The following is a 19,566-nucleotide window of genomic DNA, read 5'->3' as shown; positions in this document are numbered from 1 at the left end:
GAAATGGCGAACTCTTTAGAAGTATCGGAGGTTAGGAATTTAAGAGTCACACCTCTTATGCAACGGCGATTGAATAATTTTCGCAAAAACAAGAGGGGTTTCTGGTCTCTGTGGATATTCCTCTTTTTATTTGTGGTTTCATTATTTGCTGAATTTATTGCAAATGACCGACCGGTAGTTATTTGGTTTAAGAGTGATGTTTATTTTCCTATTTTTGAATTCTATTCGGAGACAGATTTTGGTGGCGATTTTGAGACCGAGGCCGATTATACGGATGTGCATGTACAGAAGTTAATAGAGGCTCATGGTTGGATGATTTGGCCTCCTGTCCGCTACAGTTACGATAGCCATATCACAGATTTGGCTGGCCCTGCACCTTCTCCACCTTCCACACAAAATTGGTTAGGAACGGACGATCAGGCACGAGATGTCTTTTCTAGAATGATTTATGGGTTTCGAATATCAGTGCTATTCGGGTTGGCTCTTACGATTTTCAGCTCCTTGATTGGAATAGCTGTTGGAGCGATACAGGGCTATTTTGGAGGATTGATAGATCTCATAGGCCAACGGGTGATAGAAATTTGGGTCGGATTACCTATGCTTTACATGTTAATTATATTAGCGAGTGTTGTGCAGCCAAATTTCTGGTGGCTATTAGGGTTGATGCTTTTATTCAGTTGGCCTGGGCTTGTGGGTGTAGTACGAGCAGAGTTTCTTAGAGGGCGTAATTTCGAATATGTAAAAGCAGCACGGGCTCTTGGTCAGTCGAACCGGGTAATTATAACACAGCATGTGATGCCTAACGCTATGGTTGCAACTTTAACATTCTTGCCGTTTATTACTTCGGGCTCGGTAATCACATTGACATCTCTGGACTTTCTTGGATTTGGTTTGCCGCCAGGGTCACCTTCATTGGGCGAACTGCTTAAGCAAGGTAAAGATAATCTTTTTGCCCCATGGTTAGGTATCACGGCCTTCATCGTTATTTCGGTTATGTTATCTTTATTAGTCTTTATCGGTGAGGCAGTGCGCGACGCCTTCGATCCTAGAAAAGGTTGATACTGTGTGCCAGAGAACACTCCTTCACGTAAGCAACTTAGCAGTATCCTTCCGATCTCCAGACGGCGATATACAAGCGGTGAAGGGGGTTTCTTTTAGTGTCAACAAAGGGGAAACCGTTGCGCTAGTTGGGGAATCGGGATCTGGAAAATCTGTGATTGCGCTCTCAATTTTACAACTACTTTCCTATACAACGGCATATCATCCGGCAGGTTCTATTAAATTCAAGGGTGATGAGCTTCTTGGTGCCGGTAGTAACATATTGGAGCGGGTTCGTGGCAACAGAATAACAATGATCTTCCAAGAGCCGATGACAGCACTTAACCCACTCCATACCATCGAAAAACAGATAGCAGAGTCCTTAATTCAACATAAATATTATCTCAAGAATCAGCTTCGCAAACGTGTGATTGAGTTGCTTAATGAGGTAGGTATTCAGAACGCGGATCAGCGGCTGGGTGCTTTTCCGCACGAACTATCAGGAGGCCAGCGGCAGCGAGTAATGATTGCAATGGCACTCGCGAACGAACCCGATCTATTAATCGCAGATGAGCCAACCACTGCGTTAGATGTTACATTACAGGCCCAAATTCTCGAATTACTAAAAAACTTGCAGCGCAAGTTTGGGATGGCGCTCCTTTTCATCACCCATGACCTCGGTGTTGTTGAGAAAATTTCCGACAGGGTTTGCGTAATGGAGAAGGGGTCGATTGTAGAGTCCGGCAACACACAAAAAGTTTTTTCGACTCCGGCACATGCTTACACCAAACGATTGCTCGATGCCGAACCCAAGGGGTCCAAGCCTGCAGTGGACGCTAAAGCGCCAGTGTTATTGGAATGCAAAGAGATTAAGGTTTGGTTTCCGATAAGAAAGGGTTTGTTACGCGGCATTGTGGATTATGTGCGCGCTGTTGATGGTATGAACATCAAGATTCATGAAGGGGAGACAGTTGGTATTGTTGGTGAATCAGGGTCTGGGAAGACCACTCTGGGTATGGCCCTGCTTAAGTTGCAGGATAGTGAGGGCATTCTTAGATTTGATGGGGAAGACTTGCAAAATCTTAAAGCGAATGGGATGCGTCCCTACAGACGGCAGATGCAAGTTGTTTTTCAAGATCCATTCGGTAGCTTGAGCCCGCGGATGACCGTTGGCCAGATTGTTGAGGAAGGCTTGCGCATCCATGAAATTGGGAAAAATAAACGCGACCGTGACGACTTAGTCGTTAACGTTCTGAAAGAAGTGGGTATTCAACCGGGAAATCGAAATCGTTATCCCCACGAATTTTCTGGAGGCCAGCGTCAGCGTATTGCTATCGCGCGGGCATTGGTCTTAAGGCCGCGGTTTATCGTATTAGATGAACCTACATCGGCTCTTGACCGTTCGGTCCAGGCTCAAATTGTAAACCTTCTTCGTACGTTACAAGTCAGACATAAACTCGCCTATCTATTTATAAGTCACGACCTTAAAGTAGTAAAAGCTCTTGCTGACAGAGTGATAGTCATGCGGCACGGAAAATTAGTGGAAGAAGGTCATTCATCCCGTATGTTTGAGGCTCCGCGAGATCCTTACACTCGAAAACTTATCATGGCAGCTTTTCAAAATAAAAACAGTAGCGAGTTTTTGGAAACAAACCTAAAGAAATAGGCTGGTAGTAATGGCATTAATATTTTTCTCAAAGGATGACGTTGATAGATACGAGCCTTGGAAAAAAGCCCTTAAGGAAGTGCTGCCCGATCTTGACGTGCGGCCTTGGCAACAGCCCGGTAATATCGGTGAAATTGAATTTGCGTTAGTTTGGAAGCCACCTCCAGGGATGTTGGCGACATTCCCGAACCTTAGGGCTGTGTTCTCTGTTGGTGCCGGAGTTGATTCTCTCCTTAATGATCCAGAATTACCGGCAGAAGTTCCTGTATGTCGAATGGTGGATGAGTCGCTTACCCAAGGAATGGTTGAATATTCAATCCTTCATGTATTGAGGCATCATCGAAACCAGACACTTTTGGAAACAAATCAGCGCGCAGCCAAATGGATTACCTTTCCTTCGCCACTTGCTTCAGAGCGTAGGGTTGGGATTATGGGACTTGGTGCCATCGGAGGGCCAACTGCTAAAGCAATATCGGGGTTGGGTTTCGAGACCATAGGGTGGTCTCGAAACCCAAAAGAATTAGTCGGCGTAGAGTGTATGCATGGAGAAGAGGGTATTAAAGACTTTCTGAGCGGCACTGAGATTGTAGTTTGCTTGCTTCCACTCACGTCTGAGACTGAGGATATCCTTAATAAGGATTTATTCGCGCAATTACCAATGGGAGCATCTCTAATAAATGCGGGCCGCGGAGGTCAACAGATTGAGGAGGATATACTGGAGGCACTCGATAATGGCCAACTGAGCCACGTAACGCTTGACGTATTTCGCAATGAACCGTTGCCTCCTGATCATCCATTTTGGAATCATCCAAAGGTTACTGTCACGCCACATAACGCAGCGGTTACTCAACCAAAAACAGCAGCCAAACTTCTGGCTATCAATATCAACCGTTTAAATGCATCTCAACCACTTATAAATGTTGTTGATACGTCGGTTGGTTATTAATAGACGTCAGGATAAGGTGATTTTTAGCTATCGATGCGAAAATAAGAGTCTAGGAAATTTTATTTGAGGGCTTTTTTAAAGCCCCTTTGTGTAACATTCTGGTCTACTTCATTCCGCCACTAGAGGAAGAAACTTACTTCGAGTATTTCTTCTCAAGCATTGCATACACCGCACGTAAACCCATTGCCTCACCACCAACTGGCCTTCCGATACGTTTGATAGGGTTCCATCCATAAATATCAAAATGTGCCCAAGCGATATTTTCGCTTACAAATTCCTCTAAAAAAAGTGCTGCGGTTATGGCGCCAGCGAAGCGACTTTGCCCCGCATTATTTATGTCAGCAATTTTGCTGTCAAGGAAACGTCGATATGGTTTCCAAAGGGGAAGCCGCCAAACCGGATCATCACATTGATCTGCTCCGGCTTCTATATCCTTAGCAAGTGTATCATTGTTACTAAACATAACAGCTAGGTCTGGGCCAAGTGCAATGCGGGCAGCGCCAGTGAGAGTAGCAAAATTTATCACAATATCCGGTTTTTCAGCACTTGCTTCAGTTAGTGCGTCTCCAAGAATCAGTCTCCCCTCTGCATCAGTGTTTCCAATCTCAACGGACATGCCGTCGCGTGTTTTGAGCACATCCATAGGCCGAAATGCATCACCGGAGACGCTATTTTCTACTGCCGGAATTAGGATGCGCAGGCGAATATTTAATCGGTTAGCCATTATAAGTTGACCAAGGCCGAGTGCATGAGCCGCCCCTCCCATGTCCTTTTTCATCATGAGCATTCCACTCGAAGGCTTGAGATCAAGACCTCCAGTATCGAAACATACCCCTTTACCAACAAGCGTAACCTTTGGCCAGTCTGGCTTCCCCCACGTAATATCGATAAGCCTTGGTGCACGCGTTGATGCTCGGCCAACCGCGTGAACCATTGGATAATTATCCCTCAAAAGATCGTTTCCTGTGATTACCTTGCATACGGCATTAAAACGATCAGCTGTATCTTTTGCACAAGCTGCCAACTCGCCCGGTCCCATATCAGATGCTGGTGTATTGATGAGATCTCTTGTCAGATAAATGGCCTGCGCCGTATTTGAAATGGTCGTCAATGTCGGTGAGGCTGCAACGGCTAACTTGGATATAGGTTTCTTTGATTGTCTGTAGCGATTGAATGCGTAGCTGCCTAGGGCCCAACCAAGAGTTGCATTATCTAGGTCGGTATCATTTGGTTTCCCGCCAATAGAGTAGGTAGCAGACGCTAAATGTTCTGCGGCCTCACCCCAAGACCAAATATCATTTTTCCCTTCAGTCCCCAAAAGTGCACCTAACGGTTTACCTCCGTCCTCAGGTGGAAGTATGAGAGACTTACCAAGGTCAGCATAAAATCCGGTCTTTTTTACCCAATTTGCCAATTGGCCAGATTGAGAGGCCAGCCAATCACTGAAAGTGTCCTTAGTGACGGGGGTTATTTCAACCGGTTGTTCTTGCGCCTCAGTTGTAAAACAATCTAAAAAAACCAATCTAACCTCGTTAAATTTAAAAAATTCATTTGCTCTTTTTATAATTTACTCGTGCTGAGAGCTTACGGCAATAATGAGCTAGCCGTGCCATGCAGAAACTATATCATTAACTTTTTGTGCGGGATCATCCGCCCGCATAACACTTCCCATAACAGCAACCCCCGCAGCGCCTCCCTTGCGAAGTTGGGCAACGTTTGAGGGTTTTATTCCACCAAGAGCTAGTGTAGGCATTGGCAGTGAACGCGCGATTTCCTTGAAACCTTTCACACCTATTGCAGGTCCGTATCCGGGCTTGCTGGCTGTATTAAATACGGGGCTTACAGTGACATAGTCGGCCCCTATTGCGGCTTTCCCTTCGATAATATTGTGAACAGAAACTCCGATTAATGATTGCTGGCCCACCTGTAGTCGAAGGGAACGGAAATCATATTTTTTTTGCGGCAGGTGGACGCCTGCCGCATCCTCCAAATTAGCGGCCTTTACGTCGGCATTGATTGTAACCACCGCGCCGAAAGGCTTTGCTTGCCGATTAATATCAGACAATAATTTTTGGCAAGTTTTTGGGCCAATATTTTTCTCTCGAATCATAACCCATCGACAGCCACCTTCAAAAGCAGCAGCGACCACGTCAACCAGTGGGCAAGTGGCCTGACTCTGATCGGTGATTAGTAACAAAGGTGGAGAAGGCAAATTCACGTACTTATTAAGCCATCTTCGGGGCTGGAAGCCTGGGCATAACGTTTTCTCGGTATCCTCCCAGCGCTGTATGCTAAACGCCCGGCACTAACTGCTTGCCTCATAGCCTTGGCCATCATTATGGGATTATGAGCTCGCGAAATGGCCGAAGCGAGCAGCACGCCGTCGCAGCCGAGTTCCATTGCCAAAGCTGCGTCAGAGGCAGTCCCGATGCCGGCGTCCACGATCACCGGGATGGAGACTGAGCTACGAATTATCTCAATATTATAGGGATTTAAGATCCCCATTCCTGATCCTATAGGTGCACCAAGAGGCATAACAGCGGCACACCCAAGATCCGCAAGTTTTTTGCAAGTGACCGGATCATCGGTGCAATAAGGCAGCACCGTAAAATCAGCGCGAATTAAATCTGATGCTGCGGTCAACAGATGTTCAGCATCAGGATACAGCGTGTCTCGATCGCCTATTACCTCGAGTTTAACCCAATTTGTACCAAGCGCTTCCCGGGCCAGTTCAGCGGTGAGCACTGCGTCTTTTGCAGTGTAGCAACCTGCGGTATTGGGTAGTATAGAATAATCATCTTCGAGAAGATCCAGTATATTTTCTCCTGCACCACTAAGGTCGACCCTGCGAATTGCAACAGTGACAATATCTGCACCACTACCCTCAATTGATTCGAGCATTACCTGGTTATTGGGGAAACCAGAACTGCCAATAAGTAATCGTGAAGAGAAATCTCTTCCTGCAATCTTAAATTTTTCATGATCATGCGTACCCATTATTTAACCTCCGGGCGCAGGTTGGACGATTTCGACGGAGTCACCGGTCTTGACTTTTGTGACAGACCAGCTTTGGCGGGGGATAACACTTCCATTTATGGCAACTGCTACAAATTTTGCCGTAGGATTTATCGATTCAGTCATAAGAAGATCGACCACAGTGGCTGCCCCAATCTTCCGTTTTTCTCCATTTATAGTTATTTTTTTACTCATCTTAGGCACCTCATGCAGCATGCGGGGTTCTGTTTTTAGCTTTTCTGAATCGTTCAATCCCAAAGGGTTCAATCTCTTTCGGCAAGTCCCCCGTCAATATCAACTGGCTTATAGTTTTAGCTGTAATTGGTGCGAGTAAAATTCCATTACGATGATGGCCCGTAGCAATAATTAGTCCCTCAACCGACGTTGGGCCGAGTATAGGTGCGTCGTCGCGGCTAGTAGGCCGATGGCCGGTCCACATTTCGTCAATCTCGAGTTCGTCTATTCCTGGCAAAGCCTCCCAGCTTTCTCTTAGGAGATGCAGAATACCTCCTGCGGTAAGTTCCGCATTAAAATCTTTTTCTTCCACCGTTGCGCCAATCAGTAGCCTTCCATCGTTTCGTGGAACCATATAGATACCCTTAGGTGCCCAAAGGACATGCCTTAAAAGTGGTTTATTGGGATCCATTCTTAATGCAAGCATCTGGCCTTTTAGCGGTCTGACAGGGGGCAGATCCGCTTTCGCTAACCCTCGAATTGTACGCGACCAAGCACCAGCAGCCAATACAACATATTGGGCTGGTATTTCCTCACCATTTGAGTGAACACCGCGAACGCTTCCATTTTCCGTTACAATCGAATCTACTTCACTGTAAATCTTTAGATCTCCCCCTGCCCTGACGAAGGCTATCCTAAGCGCATTAACGAGATCTCTGTTATCTACTTGATGATCTAAGGGGCTGAATATTGCACTATTTATTTTGGGTGAGAGAAAAGGCTCTTTTTCCCGGGCTTCAGAGCCACTCAACCAATTCGTATCTAAACCGAGGCCAGCCTGTAATTTATAATTGAACTCTAGGTCTGCAGCGTCATCACGGTCAAGCGCTACTATGATTGTACCTTCATCACGATAGCCAATGGACACCCCGGTTGCTTCTTCCAACCTATTTCTAAATTCGGGCCAATATTCTTGGGATTTTAAATTGAGGCTGAGAAGCGCTTGTTCGCCTGGCTCGGCTTCTGCGCGCGCAGCCAACATGCCAGCGGCCGCCCAAGTGGCCCCCCTGCCAGGCTCAGATTTTTCAAAAATAGTTACTTTCGCTCCTGCTTCAGCAAGTTGCCAACCGATGCTGAGGCCACACACACCTGCGCCAATTATGACTACCGTGTTTCTCAAGCTGTTTTCACAATTTATATTAGACACAACAACTCCCTGCACTGGCATTAGGCCACATCAGGTTGTATGGGTATGCTCTCAGCCGACGCAAGTTTACGCCAGCACCCCAGTAAGAGACATTAAGATTTTAGAATAGCGCTTGGGGACGGTGAATTTCAAGACTCTATATCTAATGGGTTCCTAAGTCGAAATCATTCTTCGTAAATAGAGATATGAGCGTAAGTCCTTCTGCTGCTAAGGTGTGCTCAGCGCCTGCTAACCTATCAACAATAGTTATAACTGTTTCCACAAATGCGCCGTTTTTACGCACTGCTTCTACTGCTTGCAAAGCAGAGCCGCCCGTGGTGGTAACGTCTTCAAACACGATAGCTGTATTACCTTCACTTAGATACCCATCTACTTTTTGGTCGGTTCCATGCCCCTTTGCTTTTTTTCGGACGAAGAAGCTGGGTATTGGTTTTTCCGGATAACTTCTCAAACTGAGCTGTGAAACGATTGGCACTGCGCCCATCTCCAGCCCACCGATGCAGTCTAGTTTGTGGTTTCTGATTTCTTTCCACAATGTATCAGTTAACAGGGTTGCTCCTTCAGGATCTAGCATCGTTTTCTTCATGTCAAAGAAGGTGTTACTCTTATGTCCCGAGGCGAGTGTAAAGTTTCCCGATGTAAGCAATGATTTTTTTGCGATAATATCGCGCAACCTATTTTTTTCGGGATTCTCTAACGACATACCGTTTAGCTCCTTGCTAATCTGTGAGTATAGTAATTTTAGCTCGTTTTAAATTTCTGTGCAGCCTTCTATTAACCCGGAATTTCAATCACGAGGTGTGCGTCGATAAGAGATAATAGAAGTATCATGCGGCTTTAACAAATTATGCGTAATGAGCATTAAGTGCCTCTGAAGCACCATAGATTGGAGTGTGTCCTCTTAACAAAATCTGAGTTGAACGTTCATAGGCTGCGCTGGGCATATTTATAGTTCCATCATTGGAGATGCTGCCTTCAATAGTGGCTTTCAGAATACCGGCAGGGTTGGCCATTTTAATTTCATGAAGACTATTGTCGTTTGTGAGTGGCTTTACTCCATGCACAATTTTATTAGCAACAGTCCCCGGAATTAAACATCCGGCAGCGAGGCACGCTCCGCCGGTTACCGCGAGCGATTTGTGGCAGGCCTGCGGAGTAAAGTACCGGACACTCAGACTTGCTCCGCGATCACTTTCATGCGTGTTAGCATGACCTATAATACAAGCTTTTGGTATTGTTTCACTGACTGCTAGCTCTTCCGGTTTGAGGGTAACGCCGTCTGCATTCTTTAATTTCATTGCTAGACCTGCAGCTACCCAAAGGTCTTGCATCTTGTCCATAAATATTTTGTCGGCATCCAGTTCGGCTGGATCTTCCTGAGCTGTTTTGCCAAAATCAGATGCACTGGCTATCACCATTGGTACTGCTAAGTCGACACAGGATACTTCTAGGCCATTAAAAACATCTATGGCATTACCCGTTGGCAGTAAAGCTCCGGTTTTTGAGCCTGCAGGCTTGAGCAAGGCCAGCTGCACCCCCGGCCATTTTCCCATAACACCGGGGATCTCCGCATCTGTTGCCATTGGTTGTCCTGGTTCGGGCATGTCAATCAAGGCATGGGTAACTACACCGGTGTTTGTATTGTATATGCGAACACGCGATCGCCCCGATTGAACTTTAATCAATCCAATTTCCTGAGCGAATATTGGCAATGTTGAAGACATATTTCCGCAATTGACACTCCAGTCTATAGCTGCTTTTCCTGGCGCGAGTTGAGCTAAGGTGCTATCGATGTCAGCATCATCGCGATCTGAGCGTCCGACTATGAACACTTTACAACTTTGCGGAATGCCTCTTCCAAGGCCGGTTATTTGCCTGTCGCCATGCACCTCCCCTTTTTGTGGTACGCCCATAAGGTGGCGTATTAATTCTTCGCGTAGCGGCTGACTCTCAGGAAGATGATCTTTGAAAAGAACGATGCCTGTCGAGGTGCCGCCCCTCATATGGTAAACAGGAATTTCTAGAACCCCAGCGAGAAAACGAGGCGCCATACCCAGACAATGTACCTTTTCATTAAACATCTAATTCTCCATCTCTCAAGGGATTTGTTTAGTAAAGTTAGCTTGTGAATCGAGGCATGTCCAAGCCAACACCTACCAAGTGTCCAAATAGATCGTAGATTTTGTCGACGGTGAGCTGAGGAAGAGGTGGCGATAAGATTGATGACAGATTAGCTCTGAGATGCTCTATGTTGCCAGTACCGAAGAGCAATACATCCACGCCTGGTTCGTGGCGGACAAACCTATACGCTGCGTCTATGATGCTTTTCGCGCCGCCTTCAACCATTAGGAAATCCAGTGGTTCGCCCAAAGCGAGGGCCGGGTCAATCTTCCCCTCTGCAGCAAGTGTTTTAAGTGTTTCCTTTAAATATTCTCTATCCGAAAAAATACTTCTAACAGCGTACATAAGAAGTGTTCCAACACCTTTTTTTTGTGTCAGGGGAAAGATTGTATTTCGTGCTTGTTGACACATTAAATGGTAGGCCACCATACAAACTTCCCAAATATCTTCCTCCAGCGCTTTTTCGATCACTGTGTGGTGGGGATCACAGGTTGCCGATTCAGTTAGCCCAAGGTGTTTGATTTTACCTTTTTCTTTTTCTTTGAGCAGTGCAGGAGCAAGTTCATTTAAGCTGTAGTCGTACTCCTCTGGTCTAACGCCATGTAAATTTAGCACGTCAACGTAATCTGTGTTGAGTCGTTTAAGAGAAGAATTAAGCCTGAAAATAACTTCGTCGGCAGTGAGACAGCCATCGGAATTCCTAATTGTGGACTTGGTGGCAAGTACAATTTTATCCCGTGAAAACGATTTTATTGCTTCACCTACGATTTGGTCGGAACCATAGTTTTCAGCTGTATCTATAAAATTGATGCCAAGATCAATTGCTTCGTGAAGGATCGCGATCGATTGCCCGGTCGTTCTACCAGTCTTGATTCCCAAGCGACTATTTCCGCCGGTGCCGATACCCGCAACACTTACCTTGAGTCCGGTTTTTCCAAGATTAGTATATTCCATGGCAAAGTGTTCCTAGGCCGAATTTAGGATGCATAAATATTTTCAATTTGTTATCTCAAGCGTCAGGACGAGATGTTGTGGCAAATGATTGATGCTGTTCGATTTCCTTCATCCAGACATCTAAGCGCGGGTGTTTAACTCGCCAATTATCCTCTGCACCACGCCAATCAGCATAGGAAAGAGCACAGGCGACAGTTAATGCACCCATATGTTTTTTACCTTCAAGCTCAGAAACAATCTGATCCAATGCTCTATATAATCGATTCGAGCGGTCGGTCTCCTTTTTGAGAATAGTGGGCGATTGCTCAGACGCATCCAGTCTATTCTGACTGCTGCGAGCAAACAAAGAGTCCATCAAAACGGATCCTATTGACTCCATTGTTTGACAAGAAAGGCGTTCTGCAGGATCTTTTGGATATAGCATTCCGTCCGAGATATCATTCATGTGCTGAGCAATCAATATGCATTCCGAAAGCCCAATACCATTATCTAACAAAAGAGTTGGAGCCTTGCCCGATGGGTGTGCAGATAAAAGAGTGTCTAGATTTTCGGGGATAGGCGACACATCAATTTCCTCGCACTGATTACGGTACCCTGCTTCAATAATTGCTATTCTTGCACGTCGACTATACGGGGATGTTGGTGTCATAAATAACTTCATATCAGATATCACCTTGCTAATTTAAAATTAAAAATTTTATCACGTTAAGGTATTCGTTTTCGATTAGACTTTAATTGATCTATGAATCAAACCCGTACAAAACCCCGGCATTAGTCGATAAAACCAGTTGGCGCGTCTCTCTATCTTTTATCCAATCAAAAATTGGATCTATGCAGTCGGCACTCTCTGGCACGCCAGGAAATGGGAACTTGGGATGTGGCCAATTAAGGGCAAAAAGCAAGCGGTCAGGTCGGGTTTTCGTTAGTTTTTTTGCTCTCGCCTTAAGATCTTCATAGAATGGTGGGCCGGATAATGAATTCAGATAAAGGGCCGAGAGACGTACCCATATGTTTTCACAAACCTGCAAAAGTTTCAGTAATTCGCAGAAATTTTTCCCGGCGTCACCTTCTTTGGGATCGGTTCTGCCAAAATGATCGAATATAATAGGGCATGGAAGCCGGGAGAGCATTTTGCCGTAGTCCAGAATAAAGTTGGGGTTTTTATCTTGCAGTTGTAATACCCATCCAAATGGTGCGATTTTTTTTGCAATCCCCTGCACCTGATCTAAGGTTATGTCATTATTAGAGCTTGATACTCGCACCCCTCTTATGCCTTTCACGTGTAGGCGTCGAATCTCCGCATGCTCAATCTCGGGAGAAACTACAGCAGTCCCACGTGCGAATTTCTGGCCCAGCAATTCTATGGCATCCAAAGTTATCGAGTTGTCTGTGCCATACATGGAAGAATGCACAATAACACAGCGTTCAATCCCTAGCCTTTTAAGCATTGCCTTATAGGCATCGACCGTTGCCATCCGTTTATTTTCTACCGTCCTTGGATACTGCTCAAGCGGCCCGTAAATGTGTGAATGGGTATCGCATGTTTTTGACGGTGTTTTAAAAAGAGGTGCTCTACCAGTATCTTCTGTAAAATCAATATCAGTCACCCGATTATTCCTGTTTTGATGAACTCGTCTTTGAGCGCTTCTTTGACTGTGAACCGCGGTTCGAATCCTAGATCATCCCGAAGTCTTTTGGTTACCACATGTCCGCCTCCCCTGAGGGAGGGGCCAGTGAAATTTACGGCGCCCGGGTTTGGCGCAAGGCACCTAATCATTTGGGAGTACTCTTTGTAGCTTAAGCAATTTTCATCGGGACCAGCGACATTATAGACAGGGAAAGAAGGTTTTGGGTGGCGCAGAGCAGCGATTGTGGCACCGACTGCATCATCAATGTAAGTATATTGTGTACATTCTTCACCTGAAAGAAAGTCTATGTCTATGTCTTCCCCTGATACAATTTTTTTAATACGATCGCGAGCAGCGGCCATTCCTTCGCCTTTTACCTTGGAGGGGCCTATAACGCCCGAGTATCTCAGAGCAAGAAAAGATAAATTATTTTGTTTTGCGAAACGATTTCCTAATATTTCACAATAGTATTTTCCAGCTCCATAGACTGATTTTGCGCCAGGGTCCATTGTTTCCTCGAACGGACCTATACCACCACCATACACCGCAATTGAGCTAGCAAAAATAAAACGGTCAACGCCTGCTACAACTGCCTCTTCTAAAATATTTATAGTAGCCGCTATGTTGACGGCATTAGCTTGTAGGGGGTTTTTTTCACAATCTCCTATTAACATCGCTGCAAGATGTACAATTTGGGTAGGTTTCGCTGACACAATCGTTGCCCTCACATGATTCGGGTTCGTTATATCGCAGCAATAATAATCGATTTTATTCTCTAGATTATATAAATCATTAGACGTAGGGGGATGCCTCGCAGCGATAGCCACAGGCTCACCTTGATCAAAAAGGTTTTTTGCCAACCCGGTTCCAATAGAGCCTGTCCCACCGAAAATGAGAATAGTCATAATAACTTTTATCATATCTATTGTTAAAGATTATACTTAACGAACTGGTTCCCAAACTATCGCAAGCCTCTATACTCAGCAAACCAAAATACGAGACACATAGGAGCAAATATAATGGCAATTAAACCGATACGTGTTGGTCTGATCGGCGCTGGTGGTAATATGAAGAGCCGCCATATTCCGGGTTTTAAAAAAATTGATGGTGTCATCCTCGCTGCCGTTTCAAATCGGTCGTATGCCTCTGGGAAGAAAATTGCTGATGAGTTTGACATACAGAAAGTTTGTCATGATTGGATTGAAATAATCGAGGATGAAACGATTGATGCGGTTTGCATTGGCACCTGGCCGTATATGCATGAGACACTCACGGTTGGGGCGTTGGATCATGGTAAGCATGTTTTATGCGAGGCGCGAATGGCAATGAATTCGGCTGAAGCACATCGGATGCTTAAAGTGTCTATGGATTATCCACGCCAAGTGGCGCAAATCGTACCATCACCGCGTACCTTCGCCATTGATCGAACCATTATCGAAATGATGGGCAAGGGATACATCGGGGATTTGATTTCTGTAGACGCGAGGGTTAACACCGGTAGCACGTTTCCCAAAGATGACTCACCAATGCATTGGCGTTTCTCGCGAGAGTTCTCCGGCAACAATATCATGGCCATGGGGATTCTGTATGAGGCAATGATGCGTTGGGTCGGCACAGCAAGATCTGTTCAGGCGCTTGGCCAATCGGTGATCAAGCATCGCATCGGCTCCGATAAGAGTCGCGTGCAAATGACCATACCTGACCATGTGGATTGCATCTGCGAAATGGAGCAGGGCGGTACCATGCGTTACAGCATTTCATCCGTGCTCGGCCATTCGCCTATGAGTATCGAATGCCATATCTTCGGCACCGAAGGTACAATCTCCGTGCTTGAAAAACATGGTGGCAAGCTGGAGGTCTATGCTGGCAAGCGAAAGGATAAAACTGTCAAGCGGGTAAATATCCCCAAATCGAAGCAAGGTTATTGGCGCGTCGAAGAAGAATTCATCAATGCAATTCGCGGCAAGGAAGAAGTCAAACTCACCGACTTTACAACGGCGACTAAATATATGGAATGGACTGACGCGGTCACACTTTCCATGCGTCGCGGCGAGAAAATCTATTTGCCGCTGGCAGATCGGGACTAAACAAAAAAGGTCAATGACGGGAATACCTGGGGTGCATAAATGCCCCTCCTGCACTATATCTAGAAAAGCATGGGTCCTAGGCGACAGCTGTGGCGTTCGTGAGTAAAGGAGAGTCACTGCCCGGTATTAGGATCATCCCGTGACGGTAATGACGCATCCCGGTTTGCCATATGTAAGCACTGAGTTGTCTGATCTATGTTCAAATGCCGGGTTAATTTTGCCCAGAAATATTGAGGCTTGTTTAGGCTCTAAGTTAGGGCAGTAGCGGCTAGTCTTAATAAATGTTCAGGTTTCAAGGGCACCATGACCATAAAAAGATTAGATGATAAAAATGAAAGTTTATTGAATTGACTATTATTAGATTTTGCGATGATCTAGTACATTTAAGCAGACCAATTGCGTGGAGAATGTTATGAGCGATACCTTGCCGCTTTCGGGCGTCCGCGTTGTCGATTTCACCCATGTCATCTCTGGGCCGTTTTGCACTATGATGTTGGCTCATATGGGTGCCGACGTGGTTAAAGTAGAGCGTCCCGATATAGGTGATTCGCTTCGAAATATACCGGGATATGAAGGCCGAGAGGAGCACCCGGATTATTTTAATTCAGTAAATAATACCAAGCGTAGTGTCGCGCTCGATTTGAAAAACCCGGATCAGCATGCAGCTGCCGTTGATTTGATATGTAATGCGGATGTGGTGGTGGAAAATTTCAAGCCCGGAACGGCGGACCGGATAGGTCTCGGCTACGAAGTGCTGAAAAAGATCAACTCAAAGCTGATTTATTGTTCCATTTCCGGTTTTGGGCAAACCGGCCCCTATGCCCAGAGGCCTGCTATCGATCCCATTATTCAGGCAGTCTCCGGTGTGATGAGTGTGACAGGTGAGCAAGATGGTCCACCCATGATGACGGGCTATCCTCTTACTGATACGGTGGCCGGAATGTATGGGGCTTTTGCGGTAGTATCTGCCTTGATAAAGGCGCGCGCGAGTGGGGTTGGCGAGCACCTGGATGTGAGTATGCAGGGTGCTATGCTTTATGTTCTGGGCTGTCGAATGGCAGAAACTTTGCAAGCTGGAGTCGTCACCGAACGCTCCGGTAACCAAAATCCTTTTCGCGTGCCGTCAGAAGTCTTCCTCTCCAGAGACAGGAGGCCAACTATTCTCCACTGCAGTAATAACAAGCGTTGGGAAGCTTTATGCCGCGCATTGGAAGTCCCCGAATGGGCAGAGAATCCAAAATACGGCACAATGCAGAAACGTCAGAAACATAGAGAGGAAATTCATGCAATGGTGGAGGCCAGATTTGCAGAGCGTGATCAGGCGGACTGGATGGTACGTTTTGATGCTGAGGAGGCTACTTGCATGCATGTACATGATTATCAAGAGGCGCTAGATCACGAGCAGGTAAAGTATCGGTCTCAGTTGACATCACGAGACCATCCTTTAGACGGTAAGGTATGGACTGTCGGAGTACCGTTAATGGATTCTGCTTATAATGAGGCGATTACACGGCCACCGACTTTGGGGGAAAACACCGTTGAAATTTTACAAGAATGGCTGGGTTGGGATGAAACCAAGAGCAAGAATATGCTGCAAAAAAACGGATAAGGGAGGTCACCATGTCAAAACCTAGTAAGGTCCGTATGGCGGAAGATGCTACTGGCAAGCGCACAACCTACGAAGAAATTAAAGTGGGTAAAGATTTGGGCTCGTTTGAATGGAGTGTTACCAAGGCCGATATTGAGCGGCAATGTTTGTTGGATGAGCATTGGCATGAGTGGTTTGTCAGTGACTCCCCATGGGGAGGAGCAGTCGCCCCGCCGCAGATACAGTCTCGTCCGCCACGCTGGCTATTGGGCCGTACGTATAATATTCGTGGTGTCAGTTATAAGCATGATTTTGAATATTTGAAGCCTATCAAGGCGGGCCAGACGCTCACTATTTCGGGTAAAGTTTCCGACAAATATATTAAGCGCAATCGAGAGTTTATGCGTTGGGATACTTTCGCCCATGATGAAGACGGCCAGTTGGTATTTTACGCGTCACGGGTTCAATGCATGGATATTATTGAGCGCGACGCCCCGCGTGAAGGCGTTGGTGTAGATGGCGGCCCAAAGCCGGAACGGATATAGAGGAATCTAATGGCGATTATTACGGAAGATACACCGATCGGATATGCATTACCGCAGGTTTCGCGTAAGCTTGACGTAGGTCTTAACCAAATTAAAACTAACGATGGTCAGTTAGACACTATACACACCGATGCTGAGGCAGCTGCTCGCGAAGGATTAAGTGAGCCGATAGCTATTGGCTCAAGGATTTTCGGTGTTATTCCAAGAATGATGATGATTTGTTTTGATGAAGGTTGGATTGTCGGTGGCAAAGGCTCCGTAGTTACTCGACGCCCTGCTGGTATAAATGATCTTATTACTGCGAAGGGTTATGTAAAAAGTAAAACAGTCGAAACTGAAGAAAAATTGCGTATTGAGTGTGAAGTTTGGGTTGAGACTGACAAGGGGGTCAAGGTTATGGTTGGTCAGTGCAGTGGACTGGTTGCGCGCACTGCACCTTAAAACCCGCGCGACCTCGCTCCGGCGAAGGTTTGTCAGAAGACTAGCGATTATTCTTATTGTTATGGCAAGCACCAACATTTTGCCGGCTGTGAGCCGAATGCTGATGTTGAAGAGTAACGCAAGCGGACAGTTCAATGCCGCGCCCTGGAGCATTTAACATTTGATGTCGCAACCAACAGTGCGTCGAAGGTACCCCCATTAACAATCAACAAAGAAAGATCGTAGTTTTTTGAGCCGCCCAGTATAAAAAATAAACCTCGGCTACTTTTTTAAATCTATGTAATCCAAATCAGTCCTTTGGTGCTGGGACTGTGCGAATGTAGGGTAGAGGCCCGCCCCAGCCATCGGGGTATTTCTTTTTTGCCTCAGCGTCGGAAAGCGCCGGTACTATAATCACATCTTCACCTTGACTCCAGTTAACGGGTGTTGCGACTTGGTGCTTTGCAGTGAGCTGTATTGAGTCAAGGGCGCGAAGGATTTCATCAAAATTTCGTCCAGTACTCATCGGATAGGTCAAGGCAAGTTTAATAATTTTATCTGGTCCTATAACGAATACTGTGCGCACTGTCTGGTTGTCGGCGGCAGTCCGTCCCTCTGAAGTTGCTCCTGTGTCACTTGGGAGCATGCCAAATGCTTTTGCCACCTTAAGCTCTTTGTCTCCAATCAATGGGTAGTTTGGAGCATGGCCGGTTGCAGTTTTAATGTCTTTTGACCATGTGATATGATCATCAATTGGATCAATGCTCAAACCGATAATTTTACAGTTACGCTTATCAAACTCCGGTTTGAGACCAGCCATATATCCAAGCTCTGTTGTACAAACTGGGGTAAAATCTTTCGGGTGAGAAAATATAACAGCATATCCATCCCCAATCCATTCATGGAAATGGATAACTCCCTCTGTAGTCTCGATTTCAAAATCGGGTGCAATATCACCAATCGTTAATAACGCCATAAAAATTACCTCTAGAGCAATAAAAGACCATCGTAATTAAGCAGGATGTTATTAAAGTATAAGGTTACCCTAAATTTAGCAAAAATAAAGTGGTATCAATATAAAATAACATAATAACTTTCCGGTTTATTAAAGGGTTTATTTTATTTGTAAGGCCAGATTAAAAGTTTGCCACGGGTCAATAAGAAATGATCTTTTGGTGTGAAAAGAAAAACATGGGTGAGGATTATGGGGGCTATGTTTCTGTATTTTGCGGGTTATTGCCATCCCGTGGAAAAGGAGTGAGGCAATGGAAGCCGTATCGCTGAATATAAATTTAGGAACAACATTAAATGCATCAATCAAGTTTCTTAGTGATTTTGATAGAAAACCAAAGGTGATTATACCAGAAGAGGGACATGGTGTGGTTGAGCGCACCGGGGATTTCGAGGAGCGTTTGACCTTACTCACCGATGGTAGAGACGTTGCAGAACAATTTACGCTCGACCGAAATGGATTCTCATTTCATCGATTTAAGACTAAAATAGAAGACTTTTTAAACGAAACACAAGTACGTGAAGTTTACTATCGAGAGGTCCAATCATTTATAAGATCAATTACTGGAGCAAAAAAAGTACACGTATTTGACCACACCATTCGAATTGAAGAAGAAAACAAGCGCAATTCGCAATCGGTGAGGGCACCGGTAGAGGTTGCCCACAACGATTATACGGAAAAGTCCGGCCCGCAGCGTGTGCGAGATTTATTCGAAAAAGAAGAAGCGGAAGATTGGTTGCAACAGCGTTATGCTGTGATAAATGTTTGGCGGTCAATAAATGAGCCGGTAATCACCAAGCCGCTCGCGCTTTCCGATGCATCTACAATGCCGTCGGGTGATTTCATTGCGACTGACCTCGTTTACGCAGACCGTTTGGGTGAAATTTTCCAATTAAGATATAGTGCTGAACAACGTTGGTATTATTTTTCCAACATGACCCGCGACGAGGCTCTCTTGATTAAATGCTTTGATTCTGCAATTGACGGCCGTGCTCGCTTTACTGCTCACACCGCATTCACTAATCCAAACGCTCAGGAAAATAGCCCACCTCGTGAGAGTATTGAAGTGCGAACCCTAGTCGCATTTTAGGCTATCAAGCTAATATTCTTTGGTATGTTTAAACGGTGCCTGTCGAATTAAAAACTATTAATGCTTTATCTTAAA

General features: G+C 45.6%; 20 protein-coding genes and 1 riboswitch. Of the genes, 8 read left to right on the top strand and 12 right to left on the bottom strand.

Annotated features, from left to right (window positions below):
* Positions 1–3 precede the first annotated feature (3 nt).
* The 3 genes from VX941_03395 to VX941_03385 are packed head-to-tail and all read left to right on the top strand — an operon-like array spanning position 4 to position 3,650.
* Positions 4–1,059, top strand: a complete 1,056-nt coding sequence (locus VX941_03395) for an ABC transporter permease (GenBank protein MEE2932450.1) — start codon at positions 4–6, stop codon at positions 1,057–1,059.
* Positions 1,060–1,063: 4 nt separating this feature from the next.
* Positions 1,064–2,704, top strand: a complete 1,641-nt coding sequence (locus VX941_03390) for an ABC transporter ATP-binding protein (GenBank protein MEE2932449.1) — start codon at positions 1,064–1,066, stop codon at positions 2,702–2,704.
* Positions 2,705–2,714: 10 nt separating this feature from the next.
* On the top strand, positions 2,715–3,650 hold the full coding sequence (locus VX941_03385; protein MEE2932448.1) for a glyoxylate/hydroxypyruvate reductase A: 936 nt from the start codon (positions 2,715–2,717) through the stop codon (positions 3,648–3,650).
* 133 nt (positions 3,651–3,783) lie between these two features.
* Here the strand turns inward: VX941_03385 and VX941_03380 are convergent, their stop codons facing one another.
* The 11 genes from VX941_03380 to VX941_03330 all read right to left on the bottom strand — a co-directional run bounded on the left by VX941_03380 (position 3,784) and on the right by VX941_03330 (position 13,654).
* Positions 3,784–5,172 carry a leucyl aminopeptidase family protein gene (locus VX941_03380; protein MEE2932447.1) on the bottom strand — a complete coding sequence of 463 codons (1,389 nt, stop codon included), beginning with the start codon at positions 5,170–5,172 and terminating at the stop codon, positions 3,784–3,786.
* Positions 5,173–5,250: 78 nt separating this feature from the next.
* Positions 5,251–5,868: a thiamine phosphate synthase gene (locus VX941_03375; GenBank protein MEE2932446.1), complete on the bottom strand. Its 618-nt coding sequence runs from the start codon at positions 5,866–5,868 to the stop codon at positions 5,251–5,253.
* Entirely contained in the window at positions 5,865–6,647 is a 783-nt protein-coding gene (locus VX941_03370) for a thiazole synthase (protein MEE2932445.1), read from the bottom strand. Before VX941_03370 ends, VX941_03375 begins: the two co-directional genes overlap by 4 nt.
* 3 nt (positions 6,648–6,650) lie before the next feature.
* Positions 6,651–6,860, bottom strand: a complete 210-nt coding sequence (gene thiS / locus VX941_03365; protein MEE2932444.1) for a sulfur carrier protein ThiS — start codon at positions 6,858–6,860, stop codon at positions 6,651–6,653.
* Between the two features lie 10 nt (positions 6,861–6,870).
* Positions 6,871–8,046 (bottom strand): glycine oxidase ThiO, encoded by a 1,176-nt coding sequence (gene thiO / locus VX941_03360; GenBank protein MEE2932443.1) that lies wholly within the window; start codon positions 8,044–8,046, stop codon positions 6,871–6,873.
* Positions 8,036–8,138, bottom strand: a riboswitch (TPP riboswitch). (Overlaps the previous gene by 11 nt.)
* A 50-nt stretch (positions 8,139–8,188) precedes the next feature.
* Positions 8,189–8,749 (bottom strand): orotate phosphoribosyltransferase, encoded by a 561-nt coding sequence (pyrE, locus tag VX941_03355; protein MEE2932442.1) that lies wholly within the window; start codon positions 8,747–8,749, stop codon positions 8,189–8,191.
* A gap of 142 nt (positions 8,750–8,891) precedes the next feature.
* Positions 8,892–10,127, bottom strand: a complete 1,236-nt coding sequence (locus tag VX941_03350; GenBank protein ID MEE2932441.1) for a PrpF domain-containing protein — start codon at positions 10,125–10,127, stop codon at positions 8,892–8,894.
* Between the two features lie 37 nt (positions 10,128–10,164).
* Positions 10,165–11,121: an aldo/keto reductase gene (locus VX941_03345; protein MEE2932440.1), complete on the bottom strand. Its 957-nt coding sequence runs from the start codon at positions 11,119–11,121 to the stop codon at positions 10,165–10,167.
* Between the two features lie 55 nt (positions 11,122–11,176).
* Positions 11,177–11,782, bottom strand: a complete 606-nt coding sequence (locus tag VX941_03340; protein MEE2932439.1) for a glutathione S-transferase family protein — start codon at positions 11,780–11,782, stop codon at positions 11,177–11,179.
* Between the two features lie 79 nt (positions 11,783–11,861).
* Positions 11,862–12,728, bottom strand: a complete 867-nt coding sequence (locus VX941_03335) for an amidohydrolase family protein (protein ID MEE2932438.1) — start codon at positions 12,726–12,728, stop codon at positions 11,862–11,864.
* On the bottom strand, positions 12,725–13,654 hold the full coding sequence (locus VX941_03330) for an NAD(P)-dependent oxidoreductase (protein ID MEE2932437.1): 930 nt from the start codon (positions 13,652–13,654) through the stop codon (positions 12,725–12,727). Before VX941_03330 ends, VX941_03335 begins: the two co-directional genes overlap by 4 nt.
* 114 nt (positions 13,655–13,768) lie before the next feature.
* Between VX941_03330 and VX941_03325 the strand changes: the two genes are divergently transcribed.
* The 4 genes from VX941_03325 to VX941_03310 all read left to right on the top strand — a co-directional run bounded on the left by VX941_03325 (position 13,769) and on the right by VX941_03310 (position 17,410).
* Positions 13,769–14,836, top strand: a complete 1,068-nt coding sequence (locus VX941_03325; GenBank protein MEE2932436.1) for a Gfo/Idh/MocA family oxidoreductase — start codon at positions 13,769–13,771, stop codon at positions 14,834–14,836.
* A gap of 412 nt (positions 14,837–15,248) precedes the next feature.
* On the top strand, positions 15,249–16,445 hold the full coding sequence (locus VX941_03320; protein ID MEE2932435.1) for a CoA transferase: 1,197 nt from the start codon (positions 15,249–15,251) through the stop codon (positions 16,443–16,445).
* A gap of 11 nt (positions 16,446–16,456) precedes the next feature.
* Positions 16,457–16,969 (top strand): MaoC family dehydratase, encoded by a 513-nt coding sequence (locus tag VX941_03315; protein MEE2932434.1) that lies wholly within the window; start codon positions 16,457–16,459, stop codon positions 16,967–16,969.
* A 9-nt stretch (positions 16,970–16,978) separates the two neighbouring features.
* Positions 16,979–17,410 carry a hypothetical protein gene (locus VX941_03310; GenBank protein MEE2932433.1) on the top strand — a complete coding sequence of 144 codons (432 nt, stop codon included), beginning with the start codon at positions 16,979–16,981 and terminating at the stop codon, positions 17,408–17,410.
* 289 nt (positions 17,411–17,699) lie between these two features.
* Here the strand turns inward: VX941_03310 and VX941_03305 are convergent, their stop codons facing one another.
* The gene (locus VX941_03305) at positions 17,700–18,365 is read right to left on the bottom strand and encodes a peroxiredoxin (GenBank protein ID MEE2932432.1); all 666 of its coding nucleotides are present in this window, start codon (positions 18,363–18,365) and stop codon (positions 17,700–17,702) included.
* 289 nt (positions 18,366–18,654) lie between these two features.
* Between VX941_03305 and VX941_03300 the strand changes: the two genes are divergently transcribed.
* Positions 18,655–19,491 carry a CmcJ/NvfI family oxidoreductase gene (locus VX941_03300; GenBank protein ID MEE2932431.1) on the top strand — a complete coding sequence of 279 codons (837 nt, stop codon included), beginning with the start codon at positions 18,655–18,657 and terminating at the stop codon, positions 19,489–19,491.
* The last annotated feature ends 75 nt before the right edge of the window (positions 19,492–19,566 follow it).

This window comes from Pseudomonadota bacterium, assembly GCA_036339585.1.
GTDB lineage: Bacteria > Pseudomonadota > Alphaproteobacteria > UBA8366 > UBA8366 > UBA8366.
Note: the sequence above shows the minus strand (reverse complement) of the source record. Positions and strands in the feature narration are given on the sequence as shown.

Bases quoted from the DNA above. Each gene is read 5' to 3' on its own strand.
- VX941_03385 (MEE2932448.1), top strand. From the start codon at position 2,715: ATGGCATTAATATTTTTCTCAAAGGATGACGTTGATAGATACGAGCCT.
- VX941_03350 (MEE2932441.1), bottom strand. From the start codon at position 10,127: ATGTTTAATGAAAAGGTACATTGTCTGGGTATGGCGCCTCGTTTTCTC.
- VX941_03305 (MEE2932432.1), bottom strand. From the start codon at position 18,365: ATGGCGTTATTAACGATTGGTGATATTGCACCCGATTTTGAAATCGAG.
- VX941_03315 (MEE2932434.1), top strand. From the start codon at position 16,457: ATGTCAAAACCTAGTAAGGTCCGTATGGCGGAAGATGCTACTGGCAAG.
- VX941_03325 (MEE2932436.1), top strand. From the start codon at position 13,769: ATGGCAATTAAACCGATACGTGTTGGTCTGATCGGCGCTGGTGGTAAT.
- VX941_03345 (MEE2932440.1), bottom strand. From the start codon at position 11,121: ATGGAATATACTAATCTTGGAAAAACCGGACTCAAGGTAAGTGTTGCG.
- VX941_03330 (MEE2932437.1), bottom strand. From the start codon at position 13,654: ATGACTATTCTCATTTTCGGTGGGACAGGCTCTATTGGAACCGGGTTG.
- VX941_03320 (MEE2932435.1), top strand. From the start codon at position 15,249: ATGAGCGATACCTTGCCGCTTTCGGGCGTCCGCGTTGTCGATTTCACC.
- VX941_03310 (MEE2932433.1), top strand. From the start codon at position 16,979: ATGGCGATTATTACGGAAGATACACCGATCGGATATGCATTACCGCAG.
- thiS (MEE2932444.1), bottom strand. From the start codon at position 6,860: ATGAGTAAAAAAATAACTATAAATGGAGAAAAACGGAAGATTGGGGCA.
- pyrE (MEE2932442.1), bottom strand. From the start codon at position 8,749: ATGTCGTTAGAGAATCCCGAAAAAAATAGGTTGCGCGATATTATCGCA.
- VX941_03340 (MEE2932439.1), bottom strand. From the start codon at position 11,782: ATGAAGTTATTTATGACACCAACATCCCCGTATAGTCGACGTGCAAGA.
- VX941_03395 (MEE2932450.1), top strand. From the start codon at position 4: ATGGCGAACTCTTTAGAAGTATCGGAGGTTAGGAATTTAAGAGTCACA.
- VX941_03300 (MEE2932431.1), top strand. From the start codon at position 18,655: ATGGAAGCCGTATCGCTGAATATAAATTTAGGAACAACATTAAATGCA.
- VX941_03370 (MEE2932445.1), bottom strand. From the start codon at position 6,647: ATGGGTACGCATGATCATGAAAAATTTAAGATTGCAGGAAGAGATTTC.